Below are 22,498 nucleotides of genomic sequence, written 5' to 3' on the forward strand. Positions count from 1 at the left end.
CCCCGTGGATCGTGGCGGCCCACCTCATGGCGCCGGGGCTCGCGGCCGGGCACGCTGGCGCATATGACCGAACGCATCACGACCACCGGCGCCCCGGACGGGCGGACGTCCGACGACGGGCTGCTGCCGCCCGCACGCCTCGCCCTGCACCGGCAGACGTGGAAGGAGATCGCGCATCTCCTGGCCAATCTGCCGGTCTCGATCCTCGGCTTCACGTACGTCGTGACCGTGATGTCGGTCGCCGCGGGCCTCACCGTGACGGTCGTCGGGCTGCCGCTGCTGGCGGGCGGGCTGATGGGCGCGCGACTGCTGGGCCGGGCCGAGCGGGCGCGGGCACGGGCGCTGCTCGGTGTGCGGATCGACGAGCCGAGCCCCCTGCCGATCGCGGGGTCCGGGTTCTTCGGCCGGCTCTGGTCGGCGCTGAAGGACCCGGTGGGCTGGCGGACGACGCTGTACGAGTTCATCCGGCTGCCCTGGGGCATCGCGACGTTCGCGATCACGGTGGTCTCCTTCTTCGTGCTGTGGCCGGTGCTGCCGTTCATCACGCGGGCGCTGACCAATGTCGACCGGGCGATGGTGCGCGGGCTGCTGTCCCCGTCGGACGAGCTGGAGCGGCGCATCGCCGAACTGGAGTCGGACCGCGGGGTGGTGGTCGACACGGCGGCGGCCGACCTGCGGCGCATCGAGCGCGATCTGCACGACGGGGCGCAGGCCCGGCTGGTCAACCTCGCGATGGGGCTGGGCCTGGCGAAGGAGAAGCTGCTGGAGGGGCAGGCCGACGAGAGTGTCGCGGTGATGGTCGAGGAGGCGCACGGCGAGGTGAAGCTGGCCCTGCAGGAGCTGCGCGACCTGGCCCGCGGGATCCATCCGGCGGTGCTGACGGACCGCGGCCTGGACGCGGCGCTGTCCTCGATCGCCTCGCGGTGCACGGTGCCGGTGAAGGTGACGGCCGGCCTGATGGAGCGGCCGGCCGCGGCCATCGAGGGCATCGCCTACTTCACGGTCTCCGAGCTGCTGCAGAACGTGAGCAAGCACAGCGCGGCGCGTTCGGCGTCGGTCGACGTGTGGCGGGCGGACGAGCGGCTGCTGATCCAGGTGTGGGACGACGGGCGCGGCGGGGCCCGCCTCGACGGCGGTACGGGCATGGCGGGCCTCGCGGACCGGCTGGGCGCGGTGGACGGGCTGTTCCTCGTCGACTCGCCCGAGGGCGGTCCGACCACGGTCACGGCCGAGCTGCCGTGGCGCGACCGGGAGCCCGGCGCGTACCGGGGGTGACCACGCCCCGCCCGCGGACGTGACCGCGGTGACCGCGCCCGTCGATGAAGCGGCCGCGGAAACCGCCGCCGCCTGCCCGCGCACGGGCCCCGGCGGTGACCGCCCGCGCCGCCGAGACCCCGTCACCGCCAGGGCCGAGGTGGGGAAAACCCCCGGTCCAAGACGCCGATGGCCTCCATGGCCTGCGGACCCGCGGCCGAGCAGGCTGGAGGTACGACAGGGACAGAGCCCCTCAGCCCACTGACCGGACGAGCAGAACCGGACGAGTAGAAACGGACGAAGCCGATGGCCACGGACTACGGACAGGGATACGGACCGCACAGCGGGCCCGGATTCCACGGGGCGGGTACCGAGGGCCGGCCGCATCGGCTTCCGGTGGCGCTGCGGGCCCCCGTCGAGGCGCGCAGCTGGCGCGAGTTCGGGTATCTGATGCTGAGCCTGCCGATCGCGATCGCCGGCTTCGTCTGGACGGTCACGATGGTCTCGCTCGGCGCGGGCCTGCTGATCACCTTCCTGGGTGTCCCGGTGCTGGCGGCGGCGCTGGCCGGGGGCCGCGGGTTCGGGGCGCTCGAGCGGGCCCGGGCGCGGGCGCTGCTCGGCCTGGAGATCGCCGACCCCGAGCCGCTGCGCCGAGGCGGCAAGGGGCCGATGGCGGCGATGGGGGCGCTGCTGAGGAGCGGCACGTCCTGGCGGCACCTGCTGTACACGCTGCTGCACTTCCCGTGGGCGGTCTTCGCGTTCTCGGTGGCGCTGTCGTTCTGGGCGTACGGGTGGGCGATGCTCACGTACCCGCTGTGGTTCTGGCTCTTCCCGCTGTACGGCGGGCAGGGCGGGCTCCAGCTCTACGGGGACGAGGGGCACCGCGTCTATCTGGACAACCCGTTCGAGATCGGGGTGACGGCGCTGGTGGGGCTGCTGTTCACACTGGCCACGCCCTGGATCGTGCGGGCGCTGACGACCGTGGACCGGCTGATGGTGCTGGGGCTGCTGGGCCCGTCGAAGCTGGCGACCCGGGTGGTGGAGCTGGAGTCGGACCGGGGCGTGGTCGTGGACACGGCCGCGGCGGACCTGCGGCGCATCGAGCGCGACCTGCACGACGGGGCGCAGGCCCGGCTGGTGGCGCTGGCCATGGATCTGGGGCTGGCCAAGGAGAAGCTGTCCGAGGACCCGCGGGAGGCGGCACGGATGGTGGGCGAGGCGCACGGCGAGGTGAAGACGGCGCTCCAGGAGCTGCGGGATCTGGCGCGCGGCATCCACCCGGCGGTGCTGACGGACCGCGGGCTGGACGCGGCGCTGTCGGCGGTCGCCTCGCGGTGCACGGTGCCGGTGCGGGTGGAGGTGGACCTGCCGTCCCGGCCGGCCCCGGCGATCGAGGGGATCGCGTACTTCACGGTTTCGGAGCTGCTGCAGAACATCAGCAAGCACGCGCGGGCGACCGGGGCCACGGTCGACGTGTGGCGGGTGGAGAACCGGCTGATGCTCCAGGTCTCGGACAACGGCGTGGGCGGCGCGGAGCTGTCCGCGGGGTCGGGGCTCGCGGGGCTCGCGGAGCGGCTCGACGCGGTGGACGGGATCCTGGTGGTCGACTCGCCCGCGGGCGGGCCGACCCGCGTCACGGCGGAGCTGCCCTGGCGGGGACAGCGGCTCTCCTGACCGGCACTCCCGTCGCCGGGCTCACGGCGCCGAGGCACCAGGTGCCCGGTGGCGTCCCGGCGGGCGGACAGCACGGCAGGCCCGGCATCGACGCCGGGCCTGCCGTCGTTCCCCTGTGCCGGGCCGGCGTCGGTACCGGGATCCGGCCAGGTTCGGCCGGGCCTGCCGTCGTTCGCCCGGGCCGGGCCGGGCCGGCGTCGGTACCGGGATCCGGTCCCGGATTCGAACGGCACAGGGCGGCCCTCTCCCTGTTCCGGGTGCGGATTCGGGTGGCTCGGGCGCGGCCCGGTTCGAATGCTGGAATGCTGGGGCTGTCGTACGAGGGACGGACGGGCCGGGGCGCGAGACGACCGGCGTGTGCGGGGTGGAGAGAACCGGCGTGGGCCGGGCACAGGCTGTGGGGGGCCGAAGAATCGTGGAGGACAAGGTGCGGGTGGTCATCGCCGAGGATTCAGTGCTGCTCAGGGAGGGCCTGACCCGGTTGCTGACCGACCGCGGGCACGACGTGGTGGCCGGTGTGGGTGACGCGGAGGCGCTGATCAGGACGATCACCGAGTTCGCGGACCGGGGCGAGCTGCCCGACGTGGTGGTGGCCGACGTGCGGATGCCGCCGACGCACACCGACGAGGGCGTCCGGGCGGCCGTGCAGCTGCGCAAGCAGTATCCGGGGCTCGGCGTGCTGGTGCTGTCCCAGTACGTGGAGGAGCAGTACGCCACCGAGCTGCTGGCCGGTTCCAGCCGTGGTGTGGGCTATCTGCTCAAGGACCGGGTAGCCGAGGTGCGCGAGTTCGTGGACGCGGTGGTGCGGGTGGCCCGAGGGGGCACCGCGCTGGACCCGGAGGTGGTGGCACAGCTGCTCGGGCGCAGCCGCAGGCAGGACGTGCTCGCGGGGCTCACGCCGAGGGAGAGGGAGGTCCTGGGGCTGATGGCGGAGGGGCGCACCAATTCGGCCGTCGCGCGGCAGCTGGTGGTCAGCGACGGCGCCGTGGAGAAGCACGTCAGCAACATCTTCCTGAAGCTCGGGCTGTCGCCGAGCGACGGCGATCACCGGCGTGTGCTCGCGGTCCTCACCTATCTGAACTCCTGACCGGCTGACACTGTGTCAGTTGTCCAGCGCCGGTCGAGCCGGCGGGTGTGCAGTACGAAGCCGGGCGTCCGCGACCCGCACGAGCACGAGAACCGAAGGACGGCAGGGAACTTCCTCACGTAGAGCGCCGGGGGGCGAGCAGACCATGGCACAACAGGGCGTCCGGGAATTCCGGAGTCGAGTCCATCATGCGAATGGCCGAGGGAAGGCGACCCTTACAGACGTAGGGTTGATCCTGGGAGGGTCGGCGGGACGACCGTTCCCAGACAGCCGCCCCGAGGGAGGTCCGGTTCAGTGACCAGCCAGGTCAGCAGTCCAGCGGAACAGGCCGACGAAACCGTCGTAGGAGAGCAGCGCAAACCGGCGGGCGCCAAGGACGTACGCCGTCTCGATCGCGTCATCATCCGCTTCGCGGGCGACTCCGGTGACGGTATGCAGCTCACCGGTGACCGCTTCACCTCGGAGACGGCGTCCTTCGGCAACGACCTGTCGACGCTGCCGAACTTCCCGGCCGAGATCCGCGCCCCCGCAGGGACGCTGCCGGGCGTCTCGTCCTTCCAGCTGCACTTCGCCGACCACGACATCCTGACCCCCGGCGACGCGCCGAACGTGCTGGTGGCGATGAACCCGGCCGCGCTGAAGGCGAACATCGCCGACGTGCCGCGCGGCGCGGAGATCATCGTCAACACCGACGAGTTCACCAAGCGGGCGATGGCCAAGGTCGGCTACGCGACGAGTCCGCTCGAGGACGGCTCCCTGGACGGTTACAGCGTCCACCCCGTCCCGCTGACGACGCTCACGGTCGAGGCGCTCAAGGAGTTCGACCTGTCCCGCAAGGAGGCCGAGCGCTCGAAGAACATGTTCGCGCTGGGCCTGCTGAGCTGGATGTACCACCGGCCGACCGAGGGCACGGAGAAGTTCCTCAGGACCAAGTTCGCGAAGAAGCCCGAGATCGCCGCGGCCAACATCGCCGCGTACCACGCGGGCTGGAACTTCGGCGAGACCACCGAGGACTTCGCGGTCTCCTACGAGGTCGCCCCGGCGGCGCAGGCGTTCCCGACGGGCACCTACCGGAACATCTCCGGGAACCTGGCGCTGTCGTACGGGCTGATCGCGGCCTCGCACCAGGCGGACCTGCCTTTGTACCTGGGCTCGTACCCGATCACGCCCGCCTCGGACATCCTGCACGAGCTGAGCCGGCACAAGAACTTCGGGGTGCGCACCTTCCAGGCCGAGGACGAGATCGCGGGCATCGGCGCGGCGCTGGGGGCGGCCTTCGGCGGTTCGCTGGCGGTGACCACGACGTCCGGGCCGGGGGTGGCGCTGAAGTCCGAGACGATCGGGCTGGCCGTCTCCCTCGAACTGCCGCTGCTGGTCGTGGACATCCAGCGCGGTGGCCCCTCGACGGGGCTGCCGACCAAGACCGAGCAGGCCGACCTGCTCCAGGCGATGTACGGGCGCAACGGCGAGGCCCCGGTGCCCGTCGTCGCCCCGAGGACGCCCGCCGACTGCTTCGACGCCGCCATCGAGGCCGCCCGGATCGCGCTGACCTACCGCACCCCGGTCTTCCTGCTCTCCGACGGCTACCTCGCCAACGGCAGCGAACCCTGGCGCATCCCCGACACCGACGAACTGCCCGACCTGCGCGTGCAGTTCACGCAGGGGCCGAACCACACCCTGGACGACGGCACCGAGGTGTTCTGGCCCTACAAGCGTGACCCGCAGACCCTCGCCCGGCCCTGGGCGGTCCCCGGCACGCCCGGTCTTGAGCACCGCATCGGCGGCATCGAGAAGCAGGACGGCTCGGGCAACATCTCCTACGACCCGGCCAACCACGAGTTCATGGTCCGCACCCGGCAGGCCAAGATCGACGGCATCGACGTCCCCGACCTCGACGTCGACGACCCCGGTGACAGCGCCGACACCCTGGTGCTGGGCTGGGGTTCGACCTACGGGCCCATCACCGCCGCGGTCCGGCGCCTGCGCACCGCCGGTGAGAGCATCGCCCAGGCCCACCTGCGCCACCTCAACCCGTTCCCGCGGAATCTCGGCACCGTCCTGCGGCGTTACGACAACGTGGTGGTCCCCGAGATGAACCTCGGTCAGCTCGCCACGCTCGTCCGGGCGAAGTACCTGGTCGACGCGGACTCGTACACCCAGGTGAACGGCATGCCGTTCAAGGCCGAACAGCTCGCCACGGCGCTCAAGGAGGCCATCGATGGCTGAGACGTCCACGGAAGGCTCGGGCACGATCGAGGCGCTTTCCCTCGTGCCGAAGGCCGAGGCCAGGCAGTCCATGAAGGACTTCAAGTCCGATCAGGAAGTGCGCTGGTGCCCGGGCTGCGGCGACTACGCGATCCTGGCCGCCGTGCAGGGCTTCATGCCCGAGCTCGGCCTGGCCAAGGAGAACATCGTCTTCGTCTCCGGCATCGGCTGCTCCTCGCGTTTCCCGTACTACATGAACACCTACGGGATGCACTCCATCCACGGCCGCGCCCCCGCCATCGCCACCGGGCTCGCCTCCTCCCGCCAGGACCTCAGTGTCTGGGTCGTCACCGGCGACGGCGACGCGCTGTCCATCGGCGGCAACCACCTCATCCACGCCCTGCGCCGCAACGTCAACCTCAAGATCCTGCTGTTCAACAACCGGATCTACGGACTCACCAAGGGCCAGTACTCGCCCACCTCCGAGGTCGGCAAGATCACCAAGTCGACCCCGATGGGCTCGCTCGACGCGCCCTTCAACCCCGTCTCCCTCGCCATCGGCGCGGAGGCGTCCTTCGTGGCACGGACCGTGGACTCCGACCGCAAGCACCTCACCGAGGTGCTGCGCCAGGCCGCCGCCCACCCCGGCACGGCGCTGGTGGAGATCTACCAGAACTGCAACATCTTCAACGACGGCGCCTTCGAAGCCCTCAAGGACAAGCAGCAGGCCGAGGAAGCGGTGATCCGCCTGGAGCACGGCAAGCCGGTCCGCTTCGGCGCGGACGGCGCGAAGGGCGTCGTACGGGACCGGCTCACCGGTGACCTCCGCGTCGTCACCGTCACCCCCGAGAACGAGTCGATGGTCCTGGTCCACGACGCGCACGCGCCGTCCCCGACCACGGCCTTCGCGCTCTCCCGCCTCGCCGACCCCGACACCCTGCACCACACCCCCATCGGGGTGCTGCGTTCCGTGGACCGGCCGGTCTACGACACGCTGATGGCCGAGCAGCTCGAGACCGCCGTCGAGCAGAACGGCAAGGGCGACCTGTCGGCGCTGCTGGCGGGCGGCGACACCTGGACGGTCGTCGGCTGATCCACGCGGTGCGGTACGTCCCAGCAGGCCCGGGCCCTCAGGTCCGGGCCTGCTCGTTCCCCCGGCCGCCCGTCCCGGCCCGGGCTTCGTCGTACGCCCGGCGCGCGTCGAGGACCGCGTCCATGCGGCGCTCGGTCCACCCGGCCAGGGCGGCCACCTGCTCGGCGGCCTCGCGGCCGAGGGCGGTGAGCGAGTAGTCGACGCGCGGGGGGATCACGGGCTTGGCGTCCCGGTGCACCAGACCGTCGCGCTCCAGGGTCTGCAGGGTCTGGGTGAGCATCTTCTCGCTGACGCGGCCGATGGCCCGGCGCAGCTCGCTGAAGCGGTACGGGCGCTCGCGCAGCGCGATGAGGACGAGGACGCCCCACCGGCTGGTGACGTGCTCCAGGACGAGGCGGTAGGGGCACATCGCCTCACCATCCGCCCTCGGTTCACTTACGGCCATGCCAGTACCTTACTTCAAAGTGGGTACTTTCACTTAGTTAGTGCACCTCCTAGGGTTAGCGGAGTACCCACCCCACAAGGAGTTGTTTCCGCATGAGCATCGTCGTCACCGGAGCCACCGGCCGCCTCGGCCGTCTCGTCATCGACGGGCTGCTGGAAAAGATCCCGGCCGCCGAGGTCGTCGCCGTCGTCCGCGACAAGGGGAAGGCCGCCGGCCTGGCCGCCCGCGGCGTCGAGCTGCGCGTGGCCGACTACAACGCCCCCGAGACCCTGGCGGGCGTCTTCGCCGCGGGCGACAGGGTGCTGCTGATCTCCGGCAGCGAGGTCGGGCAGCGCGTCGCCCAGCACCGGGCCGTGATCGACGCCGCGAAGGGGGCGGGGGTCGCGCTGCTGGCGTACACCGGCGTCCTGGGCGGCCCGGACGCCGACTTCCGGCTGGCCGCCGAGCACAAGGTGACCGAGCAGGCGATCCTCGACTCCGGGCTGCCGTACACCTTCCTGCGCAACGGCTGGTACCACGAGAACTACACCGAGAACCTGGCCCCCGTCCTGGCGCACGGTGCCGTCGTGCAGAGCGCCGGCGACGGCCGGATCGCCTCGGCCTCGCGCGCCGACTACGCGGCCGCGGCCGTCGCCGTACTGACCGGCGAGGGACACGAGAACAAGACGTACGAACTCAGCGGCGACACCGCCTGGAGCTACGCGGAGTACGCGGCCGAGCTGAGCCGGCAGACCGGCAGGGACATCACGTACGACAACGTGTCCGCCGAGACGCACCAGGGCATTCTCACCGGCGCCGGGCTGCCCGAGCCCTTCGCCGCGATCCTCGTGGACGTGGACCGCGCCATCGGGCACGGGCTGCTCGCCCGCACCGGCGGTGACCTGGCCCGCCTGACCGGACGCCCGGCCACGCCGGTCGCGGACGCCATCGCGGCGGCCCTCAAGGCCTGACGGGCACGGCGCCCGCGCCACCCTCCGGCGCTCCCGGCCCTGTCATGACCGTATGGCGATACGGGCATGACAGGCGAGGGTGCCCGGCGCTACCGTCGGGGAGGCTGCACGGAGGCAGCCGCGCAAGAGGGAGGTGCCGGTGACCGGGCAGTCGAGGGGCGAGCAGCGGACGGGCCTGTTCAACGGTTTCGCGGCGTACGGCATGTGGGGCCTCGTCCCCCTCTTCTGGCCGCTGCTGAAGCCCGCGGGGGCGGCCGAGATCCTGGCCCACCGGATGGTGTGGTCCCTCGCCGCGGTCGGGGTCGCGCTGCTGGTGATGCGGCGCTGGGCCTGGCTCGGCGAACTGCTGCGGCAGCCCCGCAGGCTCGGCCTGGTCGCGGTCGCCGCGACGGTCATCACCGTCAACTGGGGCGTCTACATCTGGGCGGTGAACGCCGGCCACGTGGTGGAATCCTCGCTCGGCTACTTCATCAACCCGCTCGTCACCATCGCGCTGGGCGTCCTGGTCCTCAAGGAGCGGATGCGGCCGGCGCAGTGGGCCGCGGTCGGCATCGCCCTCGTGGCGGTGCTGGTGCTGACCGTCGGATACGGCCGCCCGCCCTGGATCTCGCTCTGCCTCGCCTTCTCCTTCGGGACGTACGGCCTGGTGAAGAAGAAGGTCGACCTCGGGGGCATCGAGTCCCTGGCCGCGGAGACGGCGATCCAGTTCCTGCCCGCGCTGGCCTATCTGGCGTGGCTGGGCGCCCGCGGCGACGCGACGTTCGCGACGCAGGGCACCGGGCACGCGGCGCTCCTCGCCTCGACCGGCATCGTGACCGCGATCCCTCTCGTCTGCTTCGGCGCGGCCGCGATCCGGGTCCCCCTGTCCACCCTGGGCCTGCTGCAGTACCTGGCGCCCGTCTTCCAGTTCCTGCTCGGCATCCTCTACTTCCACGAGGCCATGCCGCCCGAGCGCTGGGCCGGCTTCGCGCTGGTCTGGGTCGCGCTGTCGCTGCTCACCTTCGACGCGCTGCGCACCGCACGCCGGTCGGCGCGCGCGAGGGCCGCGATCCACGCCCGCGGGAACGCCGTCACGCCGGAGACGGTCGACGTCACCGAGCCGTCTCCGGTATACGAACGTCCGTGACCGAATAACGCTCTTGACGCTCAGTCAGTCCCAGCTTCACCATCCAGGCACCCCATTCACCGTGGAGTCCCCGGACGCCGCACGCTCCCCTCGTGGCGCCCCGTGGGATCTCCCTGGAATTCGGAGCCCCCCACATGAAGCTCTCCATTCCCGGGCGTGCCTCGGCGGCCTCGGTCGTCGCCGTCACCTCGCTGCTCGTCGGCGGATCCATAGCCGGGGCGGCCCCCGCCCCCGTGGCAGCGGCCGCCGCACCCGACATCCCCGTGGCCGGCGTCAAGGCCCACCTCACCCAGCTCCAGTCCATCGCCACCGCCAACGGCGGCAACCGCGCGCACGGCCGTACCGGCTACAAGGCGTCCCTCGACTACGTCAAGGCCAAGCTGGACGCGGCCGGCTTCACCACGACCGTCCAGCAGTTCACCTCCGGCGGCCGCACGGGCTACAACCTGATCGCCGACTGGCCCGGCGGCGACACCGGCCGGGTCGTCATGGCCGGGTCCCACCTGGACAGCGTGACGTCGGGCCCCGGCATCAACGACAACGGGTCCGGCTCGGCGGCCGTCCTGGAGACCGCGCTCGCCGTCGCCCGCACGAACTACCAGCCCACGAAGCACCTGCGGTTCGCCTGGTGGGGCGCCGAGGAGCTGGGCATGGTCGGCTCGCGGTACTACGTCAACAGCCTCTCCACCACGAACCGTTCGAGGATCAGCGGCTACCTGAACTTCGACATGATCGGCTCGCCGAACCCCGGGTACTTCGTCTATGACGACGACCCCGCCATAGAGAAGACCTTCAAGACCTACTTCACGGGGATCGGCGTCCCCACGGAGATCGAGACCGAGGGCGACGGCCGCTCGGACCACGCGCCCTTCAAGAACGCGGGCATTCCGGTCGGCGGCCTCTTCAGCGGCGCCGACTACATCAAGACCTCCGCGCAGGCCACGAAGTGGGGCGGCACGGCGGGCCGGGCGTTCGACGCCTGCTACCACTCGTCCTGCGACACGTCGTCGAACATCAACGACACGGCGCTGAACCGGCACTCGGACGCGCTGGCGTACGCGGTGTGGGAGTTGTCCGCGTAGGCACTCCGCGTGCGGCCTCCGGGCCGCCGGGGCGAGTCGCGCGCGGAGCGCGGGCGTGGGCCGGCCGGCCCGCGCCCGCGCTTCACCGCGCGGGGCCGCGGACGGGCGGACTCACCGGGCCGGGGGCCGCGGACCGCGGGTGTACGGGTTGTCCGGCAGGGAGCGGGCGCGCTCCGCGAGACGGCCCATGCGGCTACGGGCGCTCTCCAGTTGTTCCAGGTCGTCCGCGGCGGGGCCCTCGTCGGCCGTGAGCTCCGTCCACACGCCGAGCAGATCGCGTCCGAGGTGCAGGCCCTGCAGGGGGTCGCGGACGGCCCGCCAGGCCGCGGCGGCGCTCTGCACGTTGCCGTACGCGGCGCCCGGGTCGCCCTGCCGCCTGCGGAGCCGCGCCAGGTCGAGGGACAGGTGGAACGACCGGAGCGGATCACCCGCCAAGTACGCGATGTACGAGGTCAGTTCGCGCAGTTTCAGCACCTCGGGGTGGTCCGGTCCCCAGGTCGCCGAGGCCTCCGCGACGGTGCGCTCGGCCAGACCGGCGGCGTCCTCTATCCGGCCCTGCCGCACGGCCTCGTTGATCCGCGTCACGGACGCGGCGAACGGGGACGGCGGCGTCGCGTCCGCCGTACCGGCCTCCGTGGCGGGCGCCAGTACCGCTTCGGCCACGGCGTCGAACCCCCGGGCGGGCGTGGGCTTGGGATCGTGCTCCGGCTCGGGCTCCAGGGCGGGCAGGCGCGCGGGGGCCGGGCGGGGCCCTGGGTTCCGGCGGAAGTCGGGCGCCCGGCGGGGCTCGGGGGCCGCGGCGGGTGCGGGGTCCTGCGGGGGCACCGGGGTTCCGCCGGGAGTCGGGGTCGCCTGCCACCCGGGGGCGGGCCGGGGCTCGGGTTCGGTCTCCGTCTCCACCATCGGGATGAGCCCGGAGGAGGGGATCACCTTCCACTCGGGCGCGAAGTAGGGCTCGTTCTCCCGCTCGAAGGGGGTGAGGGGGGCGGTGCCGGGGGCAGGGGCGCTGTCCGGTTCCCGGGACAGCGGCGGGGCGGACGGGGCCTTCGGGCCGGGCGCGGGGGCCGGGCCGAACTCGCCCGTCGGCGCGGAGACGGTACCCGGGGCCGGCACCGGGCTGTCATCTCCGGCCGGTCCCGGCTCGGCGGCCTCCGGCAGCGGCTGCGCGGGGCCCGGCGCTCCCGGGACGGGACGGACGGCGCCCGCGGCGGACTCCGGGAGCGCCCGCAGGACGTAGGTCGCCACGGTCCCGCCGGCCTCCGAAGCCGACGCCGGTTCCGGCTCGGGCTCGGGCTCGGGCTCGGGCGACTCGGGGGCCGCGGGCGCGGACGACGCCTGGGGCTCTGGTTCGGGTACGGCCCGCAGCGGGAACGTCGGTGCGTTCGTGACGCTCGCGGCGGGGGCGGGCTCCGGGGTCTCCCGATCGGCGGCGAGAGGCGGGACCGTTGGGCTCGCCGGGCGCTTGCCGGGCACCCCGGGCGCGGGCGGTATGAGGTCACCGGGGACGGGGCCCGCGGACGGAGGCGGGGGCGGAGGCGGAGAGGACGGTACGGGTGGGGCCGGGATCCGGGATTCGTCCGACCCGGAGGGAACCGGGGCCGGCGTCGCGGCCGACGGGGACGGCTCGGAGGGGCTCGACCCGGCCGGCCTGGACGGAGCCGATGCCCTCGGCGCGAGGGTGCCCGGCGCCGGTGAGGCGAGGGTGCGTCCGCCGGTGCCCGGGGCCTGCGGGGCAGACGTCGCCGCAGACGCGGGCGCACCCGGCGCGAGCGCTCCCGACACCGGCTCCGCAAGCGCCCGCAGGAGGTGGGTCGCCTTGTCCCTGGTGGGGGACTTCGGGGCGGACCCGGGGGCGCCGGGCGCGCCGGCCTCCGGCGGAGCGGGAGCTGACGGGGGCGCGGGGTGCGGCGCGGGCGCGGGGTTGGACCGGGGCGCGGGCGGGGGGCTGGACGCGGGCGCGGGGCTCGGCACCGGCGCGGGGTGCGGGGCGGGCGTGGGGCTGGACGCGAGTCCGGAGTCCGGCGCCGACGCGGGCGCGGGCGCCGAAGCGGCAGTTCGCGCGGGCACCGCACTCCGGTCGCCCCCGGTGCCGGACGCAGGGCCGAAACCCGGCGTGCGGGCGGCGCCCGGCGTGGCCGCAGGGGCCTGTGCGGGTACTCGGGGTACTCCGGGTATCGCGGGTGCCGCGGTTGCCGGGGCGGGCGGCGGGGGCCCCAGACGGACCGGGTTGCCCGCGTACTCGCTGGAGCCGTCGACGTACACCTGGAGCGGGACGACGTACCCGATGGTCTCGTCGTGGACCATGGTGAGCACGGGATGGCCCGTGGCGAGGGCGATGCGGTGGAGGTAGTTCAGCACGGCGTCCTGGACGGTCTCGCCGGGGCTCGCGACGACCGGCATCCCGCCGACCGTCGCGCCCGGAACCCCGGCCACGGCACTCCCGGACACCGCCACGGCACCCGCGGGCACCGCCTCCGCGCCGCCCCCACCGGAGACGCCCCCGTCGGTCCGTACGGTCACGCGGACCTCGATCGGCGTCACGCCCGCGCCGGACCTCGCCCCCGGAACCGACGTCGCGGGCGCCTGCCGTCCCCGCTTGAGTTCCCGCTTGTGTTCGCGGCTGAATCGAGACATCGGTTCCCTCACTCGGGTCGGTCAGTGGAGGAAGGGGTGGCGGACGGGGCGGGCGAGGGCGCGGACGGCGGGGTCGCTGCCTCCGCCGGCGTCACCTCCGTCACGCGCCTCGGCTTGCCCGTACCCGAACGCACCAGTTTCAAAAAGCCGCCGGCCCGCCGGCCGGTCCGGGCGGCGGACGGGCCCGGCACCCGCGCGTCCGCGGCCGGCCCCATGTTCGTACGCATCAACGCCCCCCTTCTCACCCTCACTTGGGCCCCGGCGCGACCTGCGGAAGAATCCGTTTCGCCCGCCGCGGGCCCTCTGCCCGACTGGACGCCGGTCGCCGGTGCGCGGTTGTGCGCCGTCGGGAACCGGTCGCCTCGAGGCCCGATCGCGTACCTGTGGTTGAGTCTCCCGGCCCACTCCCGTTTCCTGGGTCACCAGGGCGTCACAGGCTCGTCCCAGGACCCCGCGCCGCGACTCCGGGACCACCCCGGGTGACGGGAGGACCGACGGACGACGATGGAGGGGAATGGCGATGCAGGGGATCGCAGGGCAGGGGCCGCAGGGCCCCGAGGTGTGGATACGCGGGCCGGTCGCCGGACCGGACCAGGAGCTGCCGCAGCCCGCCCAAGGCTCCGTCACCGCACGCCGGTTCGCCTGGGTGGCCACTCACGGCGGCGCCGGCGCCAGCACGCTCGCCACCGTCTTCGGCGGCCATGACGCGGGCCGCAACTGGCCGCGGCCCGAGCAGGGCGACCCGGCTTCGCTGCTCCTCGTGGCGCGTACGCATGCCACGGGACTGCGGGCCGTCTCGCACACCCTGGACACGTTCCGGCGCGGAGACGTGCCGCCGGGACTCGACCTCGACGCCGTCGTCCTGGTCGCCGACGCGCCGGGCCGCCTGCCCCGCCAACTCGCCCAGCACGTCAAGGAGCTCGGTGCGACGATCGACGTCTACCAGGTGCCTTGGGTGCCGGCGTGGCGGGTGGGCGACCTCGGCGGGGAACCGCCGCGCGAGTGCGAAGCGCTGGCCCGTCTGACCGGCGCGGCACCCCCGTCCTCCGGCAGACGGGGCCCCCGCTGACCCCCACGGCCCGGAACACCCGAACACCATCGGACCCACCAACCCACCAACCCACCAGCACTCCGGACGAGCAGCCCGATAGGCCCGCAGACCGGCAGACCGAAGGAGTCCGTCCCCCGGCAGCCCATGGAGATCGACACGTACCGGTCCCTGTCGGCCGAGGACATCGCCATGGCCGTACGAGCGCGCACCGTGAGCGCCGTCGAGGTGGTCACGGCCTGCCTCGCGCGGCTGGAGGCGGTGGAGCCGGTGCTGTGCGCGTTCACCGAGGTGTGGGGCACGGAGGCGCTCCGCCGGGCCCGCGAGGTGGACGCCCGGGTCGCCGCGGGCGAGCGGCCGGCCCTCGCGGGGGTCCCGATCGGGGTGAAGGGGCGCCACGGGCTGCGTACGGCGGCCGCGCTGGTCGCCGCCGGGTGCGTACCCGTGGGGGCGACGTCCGTGCCGGGTCCGGGGACGCCCTGGCAGACATGGGGGCTCGGGGCGCACGGGCGGACCGTCAACCCCTGGCGGCCCGACCGGACTCCGGGCGGTTCTTCGGCCGGATCGGCGGCGGCGGTGGCCGCGGGCGTGGTGCCGATGGCGACCGGCAGCGACGGCGCCGGATCCGTCCGCATCCCCGCCGCGTGGTGCGGTGTCCTCGGCCTCAAGACCACCAACGGCCGCCTCCCGTCGGCGGATCGTACGGGGCTCACGGCGGCCGGCGTCCTCACCCGGCACGCGTCCGACCTGGCGGCGTACTGGCGGGTCGTGTCCGGCGCCCCCGCGCAGTCCGGCCCCGAGGACCACACCTCGCCCCCACGCCTCTTTCCGCCGGCCGGCGCGGCAGACCCGCCCCCGCGCCCTTCCCCCGAACGCCGTGCGGCGTATCCGCGCCCCCTCCCGAGAGCCCGCGCCGCGCACCCGCGCCCGCGCACGGATCCGGCCAGCCTTCCGGCCACCGACCCGCCCCGCGGACCGGCGGGAGCCCCCGATGCCCCGGCTGCCGTCACCGCCGTCTGGTCCCCCGGCCTCGGTTTCGGCGGCACCGGCGCGGAGGCGGGCGCCCTCGCGGCCGTCGCGTACGGGGCGGTGGAACGGCTCGTCCGCGCCGGGGTCGTACGGCTCGTGCCCGGGGACGTACGGCTGGTGGATCCCGGTCCCGCCTGGCTGGCGCTGCGCACGCCCGGGGCCGGTCCTGACGTCGCGCGGCCGGTCCGGGAGGAGAACGACCGGCGGCTCGCCGGGGTCTTCGCCCGGGCCGAGCTGCTGCTGACCCCGGTCACCCCGAACGCGCCGCACGGCCACGACGGTCCGGGCGACCGCTACTCCACCGCCCTCACCTGGGCGTTCAACCTCAGCGGTCACCCCGCGACGAGCGTGCCCGCGGGTTTCGGTCCCGACGGCTGCCCGGCCGGCCTCCAGCTGGTGGCCCGGCACGGCGGTGAGCCCCTGCTGCTGGCCGTCGCGCGTGCCGCCGAGAGCCGGGGCGGCCTCCGCTCCCCCGTGCCCCCGGCCGGAGTCACGCTCCCCGACGCCTGACCGTCGACGGCACGCACGGCACGCACCCCCACCTGCCCGTTGCCGCCACTCAGTGACATCATTTCTTGCGCATGCATATACTGCGTACGCATGTAATTGTCGTACGCCGAGCATTCGGAGGGCCGCCCCATGTCCCGCTCCTTCCTCTTCCTTCTGGGCAGCAGCCGCACCGACGGCAACACGGAACTGCTGGCCCGCCGCGCCGCCGAGCAGCTGCCCGCCGACGTGGAGCAGCGCTGGCTGAGCCTCGCCGACCACCCGCTCCCCGACTTCGAGGACCAGCGTCACGACAGCGATCACGTCCGGCCCACCGAGGGCGCGGCGGCCCTGCTCCTCGACGCCACCCTCGCGGCGACCGACATCGTCATCGCCTCGCCGCTGTACTGGTACACGCTGTCCGCACCGGTCAAGCGCTACCTGGACCACTGGTCGGGCTGGCTGCGCACGCCTGGCGTCGACTTCAAGAAGACGCTGACCGGCCGCACCCTGTGGGGTGTCACGGCGCTGGCGCACACGGAGGAGGTGGTGGCCGAGCCACTGGTCGGCGCGCTGAACAACTCGGCGGCGTACCTGGGCATGCGCTTCGGCGGGGTCCTCCTCGGGAACGGCAGCAAGCCCGGTGACGTACTGAACGACTCCGCGGCGCTGGCCCGGGCCAAGACGTTCTTCGCGCGGGAGGCCCCGCTCGCCCGCTTCCCCTACGAGGTGCCCGGGGAAACGGCCGCCTGAGGGCGGGTCCGGCCTACGCCGTGACGCCCTACGCCGTGAAGTCCTGTCCTACGTGATGCCCTACGCCGTGATGTCCTTCGCCGTGAACCGCGCCCAGGCCGCGGAACCGAACACGGCCGCGTACAGGGCCTGCAGTTCGAGATTGCGGACCATGTCGTCCCAGTACACCGGCTCCCGCATGAGGTCGGCGAAGGACAGCCAGTAGTGGGAGAAGAAGTAGGGCTGGAGGGCGTGCAGCTGGGGGATCTGGTCGAGGATCTGGACGGTGACGAGAAGGCCGACCGTCGTCGCCATCGCGGCGATGCCGCTGTTGGTCAGCGTCGAGACGAACAGGCCGAGCGCCGCCGTTCCGGTCAGTGAGGCGGCGACGGCCAGCGCGATGAGCAGGGCCCTGCCGATGCCCTCGGCGAGGCTGATCCGGGTCCCGGAGATCGTCGTCAGCTCCCCGAGCGGGAAGAGGAGGGCGCCCGCCGCGAGCGCCGAGACGGCCACCACGAGGGTCGCGGCCAGGCAGAACGTCAGCACCGTCGCGTACTTGGTGACCAGCAGGCGGGTGCGGCCCGCGGGGGCGACCAGCAGATAGCGCAGGGTGCCCGCGTTCGCCTCGCCGGCGACGGCGTCGCCCGCGACGACACCGACCGCCATCGGCAGGAAGAAGGGGAGCGTCGCGGCGAGCGCCGTGAACACCAGGAACAGGCCGTTGTTGGTGATCTGCGAGATGAACGCCGGGCCCTCACCGCCTCCGCCGCCCGCCGCCGAGCCGTCACCGGTCTCGATCTTGACGGCGACACCGATGAGGACGGGCACGGCCGCCAGCACGGCCAGCAGCGCGATCGTCCGCCAGCGCCGGAAGGTGGTGACCAGCTCGCTGCGGAACAGTCCGAGCGTCCACAGCGGGCCCGGCTTCCGTACGGTGCGGTCGCCGGCCGCAGGGGCCGCCACCTCAGCCCGCGACATCGAAACCCTCTCCCGTCAGCGCCACGAACGCGTCCTCCAGGGACGCCCGCTCCACCCCGAAGCCGCGCACCCGCACGCCCGCCGTGACCAACGCGGCGTTCAGTTCGGCCGGTTCACGCTCCGGCGGCTCCGCGCTCACCCCCGTCTCCGTCACCACGAGATCCGTGACGCCCTGTTCCTTCAGCACCCGCGCCGCCTCGCCGGTGTCGGGGGTGGTCACCACGAGGCGCCCTCGCGCACCCGCCGCCAGCTCCGCCACCGGACCCTGGATGATCAGCCGGCCCCGGGCCATCACGGCCGCGTGCGTGCACACCTGCTCGATCTCGTCGAGGAGGTGCGAGGAGAGGAAGACGGTGGCGCCGTCGGACGCCAGCTCCCGTACCAGGGAGCGGATCTCGCGCATGCCCTGCGGGTCCAGGCCGTTGGTCGGCTCGTCGAGGACGAGCAGCCGCCGGGGCTGCAGGAGCGCGGCGGCGAGTCCCAGCCGCTGCTTCATGCCCAGGGAGTACGCCTTCGCCTTCTTGCCCGCGGCGGCGGTGAGGCCGACCCGGTCGAGCGCGGCCGCGACGCGGGTGCGCCGGGTGCGCGGGTCGGCGGTCGGGTCGGCGGCGTCGTACCGCAGGAGGTTGTCGCGCCCGGACAGGAACCCGTACAGGGCCGGGCCCTCGATGAGGGCGCCCACCTGCGGGAGCACGGCGCGCGCAGCGCGGGGCATCGGCTGCCCCAGCACGCGCGCCGTGCCGGACGTCGGGGCGATCAGGCCCATCAGCATGCGGATGGTGGTGGTCTTGCCCGAGCCGTTCGGCCCGAGGAAGCCGAAGACACTGCCCGCCGGGACGCTCAGATCGAGACGGTCGACGGCGAGCTGTCCGCCGCGGTAGCGCTTGGTGAGCGCGCGGGTGGCGATCACCGCGTCCACCAGCCCGGGCTCCGCGGCGGACGGCTCCTCCATGCGTTCCCTCGATTCGTCGGTCCCCGGCCCGCGGGACGCGGACCTACTTCACGGCGGCGTCGGCCGCCTTGACCAGCGCTTCCTTGGTGACGGCACCGGCGTACACCTGGCCGTCGTCCGTGATCAGCGCGTTGACCAGCCGGGTCGAGAAGACCGTGCCCGAGCCGAACTTCCCGCTGACGTGGTCGCCGAGGGAGTTCAGGAAGCCGGAGACGTCACCGTTGCCGGAGGACTCCGAGGGCATGCCCTGACCGCCCGTGTCGAACCGGGCGATCGTGGTCCAGCCCTCGCCGATGGTCTTCAGCCCGTCGAGGCCCTCGGCGAGGTCCTCGTCGGACTCCGGGGAGGACTGCGGGGAGGACTTCGGCGCGGAATGCGGGCCCTTCGAGCCGGCCCCGGTGTCGCCCTCGGTGACCTTCGCGCCCTTCGGCGGGGTGAAGTCGAAGGTCGACGCGGCCGGCTTCGCGAAGTCGACCTGGGTGAAGCCGGCGTCCACGACCGCCGAGCCGCCGCTCGCCGGGGTGAGCGTGAACTTCAGCGGCGTACCGGTCTTGGCGTCGACGGCGACGGTGATCGCGCCGACCGTGGAACCGGACTGCTTCGGCTTGACGACCAGCCGGTACGCGTCCCGGCCGGCGACCTGCGCGGTGCCGTCGACGGTCACCGACGTGGTCTTGTCGACCGCCTTCAGCGCCTCCTCGGCCAGGTCCTGGGGCGTGGCCGGGACGTCCTCGGGCGCCTCGGACTTCTTCATGCCCTCGGGAGCGGTCGAGTGGTAGACCTCGTTCGACTTGCTGTCGTAGGCCCAGACGTCCGCGCCGTTGTGGATGACGCTGTACTCGGCGGCCTTGTCCAGCAGCGAGACCTTGCCCTTGTCGGGGCCGTCGGCCGCGACGCGCAGGGTGTGCGTGCCGGAGGCCAGCTCCATGAGCTTGGACGACGGGTCGGCGGAGGAGCCGTCGCCCTTGCCGGCCGCCCCCGGGGCGAAGCTGCTCTCCAGACCGCCCAGGTCGGGCAGCCCGAGGTCGGTGCTGATCTTCACCGTGCCGGACAGCCGCTGGGTGTCCGACTTCGCGATCCTCTCGATGAGTTGCTGAGCGGTGATCTTCGGCAGGTCGGGGTCGCCGGAGTCGGCGAGCGCCGGGACGAGCCCGATGGTCGCCGCCGCCACCCCCACCACCGCGACCGGGACGACGTACCGCGCGGCCTTGCGCCGGCCCGCGCTCACGTCGTCGGCCTCGTGGGCCAACGGGTCCTCGGATGCGTACGGTGTCATGTGTGCCTTTACCTCCGTCATCGGCGGCGGCCTTCAGTCACTGTCCTCGTCCACCCCTGCGCCGCCATTCTCACCCGAATTGATGAGGAGTGGTGCTTTCCATCTGACCAAATCCGCCGGGAAGAAGCGTCAGACCCCGGGCTCAACTCCGTGTACTGCTGCGGTATGACACACAGGGGCGGTGTCTCCCCCGACCCGTAGGGGTCGTGTGGGGCGGACACCGCCCGTGGGACCGGGACTCGCTGTCAGCGCTGCACGAACACGTAGTCGGCCCGGTAGGGGACCCGCGTGATCGCGCCCGGTGTGCAGGACCCGGCCGGGGCCACCCCGCCCACCGTGTTGAGGCGCAGGATCTCGGCGGTGCCGGCCAGCAGTCCGCGCGGCTTTCCGGACGGGGTGGCCTTCAGGTCCAGTTCCGGGATGTTCCCGGCGCCGTTCGGCGTCCTGGCGAGCACCGCCCCGGTGACCGCGCTGCCGTCGGGCGCGACCCACTGCGGCGTACCGGAGTCGGGCGCCACGAACGAGTGCGCGATACGGCCGCCGAACACGGCGCTGACGTCCCGTTGGGCGAAGGCGTGGCCGCCGCCCTCGACCGGCTTGCACGCGTAGATCTGCTCGCCCCTGACCACCGTCGCCTGGAAGCTGTCGAACGCGTGGCGGAAGTCGAAGGCGGTGGTGACGCGGTGGAGCTGTCCGCGGAGCGCGCCGCCCGGGAACTCGGCGGTGTGCAGATCGGCGTGGAACGCGCCCGGGTCGTTGGTCAGCCGCTGGAGCAGGGCGGTGTCCTCGACCACGGCGGTGCCGGTGGCGCGGTGCCGCCCGCTCCCGCTCAGCCGCTCGTTGAAGTCCACCCGCACGGCGCCGTGGGTGCCCCTGGCTCCCTCGTGGAGGTGGAGGCGGATCGGCCTGCCGGTGCCGCGCCAGGTCACGGCGACGGACACCCGGTCGCCGTCGACCTCGATGAATTCCAGGGCCGCGCCTTCCTTGTCGCGGATGGCCGGACCGCCCGCCGCCGGCACCTCGCCCGCGCCGCGCAGACTGGCGGCGAGGATCGTGCCGCCGCCCGGCGGGACGGCTCCGCTGTCGGCGACCGCGGGAACGGTTGCGACGGCGAGCGCGGCGGCCGAGGCCACCGCGACACCGGCCAGGGCCAGGCGCCCGCGGCGCGCCGCGCGTGTGAGGTTCGATCCCATGATTCCGTCGTCTCCCCGTGTCCCGGCCGCGCCCCCTGGCGTCGGCCTGCGAACGGGACTACGGAGTGGAAGGAGTTCCGCACTCAAAGTGAGTATGTGACCCACGTCACAGTCGCTCGGGTGCGTCCGGCGCCCAGGTGCTCAGGCGCGTCCGGCGCGCAGGGACGAGCGTGCAGCGTGGAACGAGGGCGCAGCCCGAGGCGCGGGCGGGACCCTCGCCGGCCCGCGGGCGGGCGGGCCGGTCAGCCGGCCCGGTGCACCACCGCGTCGCACAGCTCCAGGAGCGCCGCCTTGGCATCGCACTCCACCAGCGGCGCCAGCGCGGCCCGCGCGTCCTCGGCGTACCGCACGGTGTCCCGGCGGGCCTGCTCCAGCGCGGGATGCGCCCGCAGGCGGGTCAGCGCCTCGGCGTGCCGGGCGTCGTCCGTGAGGTCGGAGTCGAGCAGCTCGCACAGGGCGATGTCCTCGGCGAGCCCAAGGCGCTCCACCCGCTCACGCAGCCGCAGCACCGGCAGCGTGGAGATCCCCTCGCGGAGGTCGGTCCCCGGCGTCTTGCCGGACTCGTGCGAGTCGGACGCGATGTCCAGGACGTCGTCGGCGAGCTGGAAGGCGACGCCGAGCCGCTCGCCGTACTGCGTGAGCACGTCCACGACCGTGTCGTCGGCGCCCGACATCATCGCGCCGAAACGGCAGGCCACGGCGACCAGCGAGCCGGTCTTGCCGCTGAGCACGTCGAGGTAGTGGTCGATCGGGTCGCGCTCGTCACGGGGGCCGGCGGTCTCCAGGATCTGGCCGGTGACCAGGCGCTCGAACGCCTCGGCCTGGACCCGGACGGCCTCCGGGCCGAGGTCCGCCAGGATGTGGGAGGCGCGGGCGAAGAGGAAGTCGCCGGTGAGGACGGCGATCGAGTTGCCCCAGCGGGTGTTGGCGCTGGGCACCCCGCGGCGCACCTCCGCCTCGTCCATCACGTCGTCGTGGTACAGCGTCGCGAGGTGGGTGAGCTCGACGACCACGGCCGAGGGCACGATGCCCGGCGCGTAGGGGTCCCCGAACTGGGCGGCGAGCATCACGAGCAGCGGCCTGAACCGCTTTCCGCCGGCCCGCACGAGGTGCTGGGCGGCCTCCGTGATGAAGGGGACCTCGCTCTTGGTGGCTTCGAGCAAGCCCTCTTCCACGGCCGTCAATCCGGCCTGGACATCGGCTTCGAGAGCCTGGTCCCGCACGCTCAGCCCGAAAGGCCCGACGACGGTCACG

18 protein-coding genes are annotated in these 22,498 nt (G+C 73.4%); 11 read left to right on the top strand and 7 right to left on the bottom strand.

Features of this window, described 5'->3' with window-relative positions:
* Nucleotides 1-63: 63 nt before the first annotated feature.
* The 5 genes from AC069T_RS01695 (at nucleotide 64) to AC069T_RS01715 (ending at nucleotide 7,313) form a co-directional block, all read left to right on the top strand.
* On the top strand, nucleotides 64-1,275 hold the full coding sequence (locus AC069T_RS01695) for a sensor histidine kinase (protein WP_478780778.1): 1,212 nt from the start codon (nucleotides 64-66) through the stop codon (nucleotides 1,273-1,275).
* Between the two features lie 285 nt (nucleotides 1,276-1,560).
* Nucleotides 1,561-2,928 (top strand): sensor histidine kinase, encoded by a 1,368-nt coding sequence (locus AC069T_RS01700; RefSeq protein WP_478780779.1) that lies wholly within the window; start codon nucleotides 1,561-1,563, stop codon nucleotides 2,926-2,928.
* 427 nt (nucleotides 2,929-3,355) lie between these two features.
* Complete coding sequence (locus AC069T_RS01705; protein WP_478780840.1) at nucleotides 3,356-4,015, top strand: response regulator; 660 nt, start codon at nucleotides 3,356-3,358, stop codon at nucleotides 4,013-4,015.
* Nucleotides 4,016-4,309: 294 nt separating this feature from the next.
* Nucleotides 4,310-6,241 carry a 2-oxoacid:acceptor oxidoreductase subunit alpha gene (locus AC069T_RS01710; RefSeq protein ID WP_478780780.1) on the top strand — a complete coding sequence of 644 codons (1,932 nt, stop codon included), beginning with the start codon at nucleotides 4,310-4,312 and terminating at the stop codon, nucleotides 6,239-6,241.
* Nucleotides 6,234-7,313 (top strand): 2-oxoacid:ferredoxin oxidoreductase subunit beta, encoded by a 1,080-nt coding sequence (locus AC069T_RS01715; protein WP_478780781.1) that lies wholly within the window; start codon nucleotides 6,234-6,236, stop codon nucleotides 7,311-7,313. Before AC069T_RS01710 ends, AC069T_RS01715 begins: the two co-directional genes overlap by 8 nt.
* A gap of 37 nt (nucleotides 7,314-7,350) precedes the next feature.
* Here the strand turns inward: AC069T_RS01715 and AC069T_RS01720 are convergent, their stop codons facing one another.
* The gene (locus AC069T_RS01720) at nucleotides 7,351-7,758 is read right to left on the bottom strand and encodes a winged helix-turn-helix transcriptional regulator (RefSeq protein ID WP_478780782.1); all 408 of its coding nucleotides are present in this window, start codon (nucleotides 7,756-7,758) and stop codon (nucleotides 7,351-7,353) included.
* Between the two features lie 92 nt (nucleotides 7,759-7,850).
* Between AC069T_RS01720 and AC069T_RS01725 the strand changes: the two genes are divergently transcribed.
* The 3 genes from AC069T_RS01725 to AC069T_RS01735 all read left to right on the top strand — a co-directional run bounded on the left by AC069T_RS01725 (nucleotide 7,851) and on the right by AC069T_RS01735 (nucleotide 10,916).
* On the top strand, nucleotides 7,851-8,708 hold the full coding sequence (locus tag AC069T_RS01725) for an SDR family oxidoreductase (protein WP_478780783.1): 858 nt from the start codon (nucleotides 7,851-7,853) through the stop codon (nucleotides 8,706-8,708).
* Nucleotides 8,709-8,847: 139 nt separating this feature from the next.
* Nucleotides 8,848-9,834, top strand: a complete 987-nt coding sequence (rarD, locus tag AC069T_RS01730) for an EamA family transporter RarD (RefSeq protein ID WP_478780784.1) — start codon at nucleotides 8,848-8,850, stop codon at nucleotides 9,832-9,834.
* Nucleotides 9,835-9,968: 134 nt separating this feature from the next.
* Nucleotides 9,969-10,916 (top strand): M28 family metallopeptidase, encoded by a 948-nt coding sequence (locus AC069T_RS01735; protein WP_478780785.1) that lies wholly within the window; start codon nucleotides 9,969-9,971, stop codon nucleotides 10,914-10,916.
* 111 nt (nucleotides 10,917-11,027) lie between these two features.
* On the opposite strand, the gene AC069T_RS01740 is transcribed toward AC069T_RS01735, so the two are convergent.
* Nucleotides 11,028-13,550, bottom strand: coding sequence for a hypothetical protein (locus AC069T_RS01740; protein WP_478780786.1), 2,523 nt, complete (start codon nucleotides 13,548-13,550; stop codon nucleotides 11,028-11,030).
* Nucleotides 13,551-14,070: 520 nt separating this feature from the next.
* Between AC069T_RS01740 and AC069T_RS01745 the strand changes: the two genes are divergently transcribed.
* From AC069T_RS01745 to AC069T_RS01755, 3 genes are all read left to right on the top strand, one after another.
* Nucleotides 14,071-14,619: a DUF6668 family protein gene (locus AC069T_RS01745; RefSeq protein WP_478780787.1), complete on the top strand. Its 549-nt coding sequence runs from the start codon at nucleotides 14,071-14,073 to the stop codon at nucleotides 14,617-14,619.
* A gap of 126 nt (nucleotides 14,620-14,745) precedes the next feature.
* Nucleotides 14,746-16,137: an amidase gene (locus AC069T_RS01750; RefSeq protein WP_478780788.1), complete on the top strand. Its 1,392-nt coding sequence runs from the start codon at nucleotides 14,746-14,748 to the stop codon at nucleotides 16,135-16,137.
* Between the two features lie 129 nt (nucleotides 16,138-16,266).
* Nucleotides 16,267-16,866, top strand: coding sequence for a flavodoxin family protein (locus tag AC069T_RS01755; RefSeq protein ID WP_478780789.1), 600 nt, complete (start codon nucleotides 16,267-16,269; stop codon nucleotides 16,864-16,866).
* Between the two features lie 60 nt (nucleotides 16,867-16,926).
* Here AC069T_RS01755 and AC069T_RS01760 read toward each other — a convergent pair whose 3' ends face one another.
* The 5 genes from AC069T_RS01760 to AC069T_RS01780 form a co-directional block, all read right to left on the bottom strand.
* Nucleotides 16,927-17,823: an ABC transporter permease gene (locus AC069T_RS01760; protein WP_478780790.1), complete on the bottom strand. Its 897-nt coding sequence runs from the start codon at nucleotides 17,821-17,823 to the stop codon at nucleotides 16,927-16,929.
* Nucleotides 17,810-18,775 carry an ABC transporter ATP-binding protein gene (locus AC069T_RS01765; RefSeq protein WP_478780791.1) on the bottom strand — a complete coding sequence of 322 codons (966 nt, stop codon included), beginning with the start codon at nucleotides 18,773-18,775 and terminating at the stop codon, nucleotides 17,810-17,812. Before AC069T_RS01765 ends, AC069T_RS01760 begins: the two co-directional genes overlap by 14 nt.
* A gap of 43 nt (nucleotides 18,776-18,818) precedes the next feature.
* The gene (locus tag AC069T_RS01770; RefSeq protein ID WP_478780792.1) at nucleotides 18,819-20,051 is read right to left on the bottom strand and encodes a LolA family protein; all 1,233 of its coding nucleotides are present in this window, start codon (nucleotides 20,049-20,051) and stop codon (nucleotides 18,819-18,821) included.
* Nucleotides 20,052-20,296: 245 nt separating this feature from the next.
* Nucleotides 20,297-21,244, bottom strand: coding sequence for a CHRD domain-containing protein (locus tag AC069T_RS01775; RefSeq protein ID WP_478780793.1), 948 nt, complete (start codon nucleotides 21,242-21,244; stop codon nucleotides 20,297-20,299).
* 242 nt (nucleotides 21,245-21,486) lie between these two features.
* Entirely contained in the window at nucleotides 21,487-22,497 is a 1,011-nt protein-coding gene (locus AC069T_RS01780) for a polyprenyl synthetase family protein (protein ID WP_478780794.1), read from the bottom strand.
* Nucleotide 22,498 lies beyond the last annotated feature (1 nt).

Source organism: Streptomyces sp. NPDC043867, assembly GCF_056435845.1.

Excerpts from the sequence above, each read along its gene's own strand:
- AC069T_RS01725 (WP_478780783.1), top strand. The coding sequence starts at position 7,851 with ATGAGCATCGTCGTCACCGGAGCCACCGGCCGCCTCGGCCGTCTCGTC.
- AC069T_RS01715 (WP_478780781.1), top strand. The coding sequence starts at position 6,234 with ATGGCTGAGACGTCCACGGAAGGCTCGGGCACGATCGAGGCGCTTTCC.
- AC069T_RS01745 (WP_478780787.1), top strand. The coding sequence starts at position 14,071 with ATGCAGGGGATCGCAGGGCAGGGGCCGCAGGGCCCCGAGGTGTGGATA.
- AC069T_RS01740 (WP_478780786.1), bottom strand. The coding sequence starts at position 13,550 with ATGTCTCGATTCAGCCGCGAACACAAGCGGGAACTCAAGCGGGGACGG.
- AC069T_RS01735 (WP_478780785.1), top strand. The coding sequence starts at position 9,969 with ATGAAGCTCTCCATTCCCGGGCGTGCCTCGGCGGCCTCGGTCGTCGCC.
- AC069T_RS01770 (WP_478780792.1), bottom strand. The coding sequence starts at position 20,051 with ATGACACCGTACGCATCCGAGGACCCGTTGGCCCACGAGGCCGACGAC.
- AC069T_RS01750 (WP_478780788.1), top strand. The coding sequence starts at position 14,746 with ATGGAGATCGACACGTACCGGTCCCTGTCGGCCGAGGACATCGCCATG.
- AC069T_RS01720 (WP_478780782.1), bottom strand. The coding sequence starts at position 7,758 with ATGGCCGTAAGTGAACCGAGGGCGGATGGTGAGGCGATGTGCCCCTAC.
- AC069T_RS01755 (WP_478780789.1), top strand. The coding sequence starts at position 16,267 with ATGTCCCGCTCCTTCCTCTTCCTTCTGGGCAGCAGCCGCACCGACGGC.
- AC069T_RS01700 (WP_478780779.1), top strand. The coding sequence starts at position 1,561 with ATGGCCACGGACTACGGACAGGGATACGGACCGCACAGCGGGCCCGGA.
- AC069T_RS01695 (WP_478780778.1), top strand. The coding sequence starts at position 64 with ATGACCGAACGCATCACGACCACCGGCGCCCCGGACGGGCGGACGTCC.
- AC069T_RS01760 (WP_478780790.1), bottom strand. The coding sequence starts at position 17,823 with ATGTCGCGGGCTGAGGTGGCGGCCCCTGCGGCCGGCGACCGCACCGTA.
- AC069T_RS01775 (WP_478780793.1), bottom strand. The coding sequence starts at position 21,244 with ATGGGATCGAACCTCACACGCGCGGCGCGCCGCGGGCGCCTGGCCCTG.
- AC069T_RS01765 (WP_478780791.1), bottom strand. The coding sequence starts at position 18,775 with ATGGAGGAGCCGTCCGCCGCGGAGCCCGGGCTGGTGGACGCGGTGATC.